The following is a 2,838-nucleotide window of genomic DNA, read 5'->3' as shown; positions in this document are numbered from 1 at the left end:
TTTTTATATGTTAATGGATATATTTTTCTATCAATATTAATTATCACCCTCCAAAAACGTAAAAATCACCTAGGTTCACTAGGCGATTTTTCTTTTTATATTCTATCAATTCTTTTTATTATAACACTTTTAAATTAAATTGGTGTAAAATTTTTTATTTTTTTTACTTCCATTTTGTTATCTTTCTATCTTTCGAGCTTTAGAATCTATAAAGCACAACCAATATCCTAAGCTACTATTTCTATTATCACACGCTTGGTATGTTGTAAAACCTGTAGTACCCTTATCCGGTTGCTCTGATTTTTTGCCCGGAATTGCATATATATAATACTTTCTCTTGTTATATTCATCGTATTGTACTCCAAATAAATAATGTCTGTACTTATATGAATTCATGGCTATATCGCTGTACATTGTGTAGTTTAAGGTATTTATATATCCTAAGTAAGGCATTGTATATCCACACATCGTATTTTGATTTATATCTATTTTCCACCATCTAGTATTTTCTATATAATCTGCTGCAAAGGGCTTAACCTCTTTGAAATATTTAAGACCTTTCTTTATTTGTCTTGGCATAAGTAATTTTCCTGATGTCTTTTCGCTAACTGAATCTGTATTTAACATGTTGTTAAATTCGTCTCTCATTATCTTTTTCTTATTTTGATGTTTGTCTTTTGTATTTGTTTTTGCAGATTTATTATTTTTTACTTGAGATGTATCTTTAATATATGATATTTGTTCAGCTTTGTCAGTTGTATGCTCTTGAACCTCTTGTTCAGAATCGATACTTTCAACATTTCTATGTTTTTCTTCATAGATGTCTCTTTCAAGTTCCTCTACATTTTCAGATTCAATCTGTACGTCATATTGATCATCTTCTAAATCATCTTCATATATATACTCTATTTCTTCATATTCGTATTCATCATCTGAATCTAAATATTCAACCTCTTCATATTCAGATTCATCATTCGGTTCTACATATTCAACTTCTTCATATTCCTCGAATTCCTCTTCAGGTTCAAATATCAGCGCTTCATAATTTTCAAGCTTATTTCCTTTAAATCCTATAAGCGGAATATATTTATCATAAGTCAATGCTACAGCCTTGATATCGCTATCCTCTTCGTTTAAATCTAGTACAAATTCACCTTTTCCTTGAGAATTTAAGTTAATTCTTCCCAAGTTTAATTTTTCATAATCACTTCTAAGAGCGACCACATCATATCCGTCTTTTAAGTTTTTTAGATTTTCTACGTATAAAGCGATTGCTGATTTTTCATCGTTAATTTCTATCTTTGCAAAGGCTTTAGGAAGAACACGCTCTTTACTTCTAAAGTTCATGTCCTTTGCCTCTAGTATAATATAGTCCCTTTTAAATTTTCTTTTAGAACCCACTATTTATCCCCCCAAACATAACTTCTCAAAATATTATATGTTTGAGGTTTTGGAAAATAGTATTATTTAGATGAAATTTTATTTATTTCATTTGATAAATTAGCAAATTCATCTATACTAAGAGTTTCTCCTCTTCTCTTTGGATCTATATTTGCAGCCTGTAGTGCTTCTTTTATTTGATCCTTTGTTAAAAATCCTAATCCTCCTAGAGAATTTAGAAGAGTTTTTCTTCTTTGACCGAATGAAGCTTTTACTGTTTTGAAGAAAATATCTTCGTTGTCTACTTTATATTTTCTCTCGCTTCTTACATGAAGTCCTATAACTATAGAATCCACGTTTGGCTGTGGCACAAACATGTGTCTCGGAGCTTTTGCAACTATTTTTGTGTCACAGTAGTATTGAACTGCCACTGATAGTGCACCGTAATCCTTTGTAGATGGTTTCGCATTCATTCTATCTGCAACTTCCTTTTGCACCATTACTACTATGTCTGTTACTGGTATATCTTCTTCTAAGAATTTCATAACTATCGGTGTAGTTATGTAGTATGGAAGATTTGCTATTAATTTTACTGGTCCTCCATCTAGTTTTTCATTTATTAAACCTTGGATATCTACCTTTAAAATATCTTCGTTTACAACCTCTACATTATCTAAGTCTGCTAGTGTTTCCTTTAATATAGGGATTAATGTCTTGTCGATTTCTATTGCCACTACATTTTGGGCAGTCTTTCCCATTTCTCTAGTTAGCGTTCCGATTCCTGGTCCTACTTCTATGATTTTGTCAGTTTCTGATAATCTTGATCCCGCTAATATTTTGTCTATTACATTATCATCTATTAAAAAGTTTTGTCCTAATGACTTTGAAAACTTAAAGTTATGCTTGTTTACTATTTCTTTCGTAGCTCTATGTGACGAAAGTCTATCCATCTCATTTCCTCCTTTTATCTAATCGTTATCTATAGATTTTACCGCTTCTATAAATTCTTCTCTTGTAACTCCGTAATTATTCAATCTGCTTAAAAATTGTTTCGCATTACCGTATCCTATTCCTAATATTTGACCGATTTTATCTCTTCTATAAGATGCATCTTCGTTTCCAATTAGGTTATTTCTTATTAAATCCACTTGTGCGAATTCATTTCTCTTTTCGATACTTTCTGTTCTTACTTTTTCAAGAGCCCTTCTTATGCTCTCTGGAGATGCATTTTCTATTCCTATATCGCCGTCCTTTTTCGCTTCTTCTCTTGGTAAAAATGCATGCTTGCATCCAGGAACAGCTTGTGCGATTTTCTTTCTGATTTTTTCCCCAGCGAAGTCTGGATCAGTGAAGATTATTACTCCCCTTCTTTTCTGAGCTGATTTAATCCTATCCATAACTCCCTTAGGAAATCCAAATCCGCCAGTTGTTATAAGCTCAGCATCTACAGCTCTCTTA

3 protein-coding genes are annotated in these 2,838 nt (G+C 31.6%); all 3 read right to left on the bottom strand.

Translation table 11 applies throughout. The features are described 5' to 3' along the window. Positions 1–177: 177 nt before the first annotated feature. The gene (locus tag MR593_RS09960) at positions 178–1,401 is read right to left on the bottom strand and encodes a hypothetical protein (protein ID WP_290692421.1); all 1,224 of its coding nucleotides are present in this window, start codon (positions 1,399–1,401) and stop codon (positions 178–180) included. Positions 1,402–1,463: 62 nt separating this feature from the next. Then, the gene (gene rsmA / locus MR593_RS09955) at positions 1,464–2,330 is read right to left on the bottom strand and encodes a 16S rRNA (adenine(1518)-N(6)/adenine(1519)-N(6))-dimethyltransferase RsmA (RefSeq protein WP_290692419.1); all 867 of its coding nucleotides are present in this window, start codon (positions 2,328–2,330) and stop codon (positions 1,464–1,466) included. An 18-nt stretch (positions 2,331–2,348) separates the two neighbouring features. Continuing rightward, positions 2,349–2,838 (bottom strand): ribonuclease M5 (rnmV, locus tag MR593_RS09950; protein WP_290692417.1); only part of this gene is annotated, 490 nt, incomplete at its 5' end.

This window comes from Intestinibacter sp. (assembly GCF_022780145.1).
Taxonomy (GTDB): Bacteria; Bacillota; Clostridia; order Peptostreptococcales; family Peptostreptococcaceae; genus Intestinibacter.
The sequence above is the reverse complement of the archived record's forward strand: the minus strand, read 5'-3'. Positions and strand labels throughout refer to the sequence as shown.

Bases quoted from the DNA above. Each gene is read 5' to 3' on its own strand.
- rsmA (WP_290692419.1), bottom strand. From the start codon at position 2,330: ATGGATAGACTTTCGTCACATAGAGCTACGAAAGAAATAGTAAACAAG.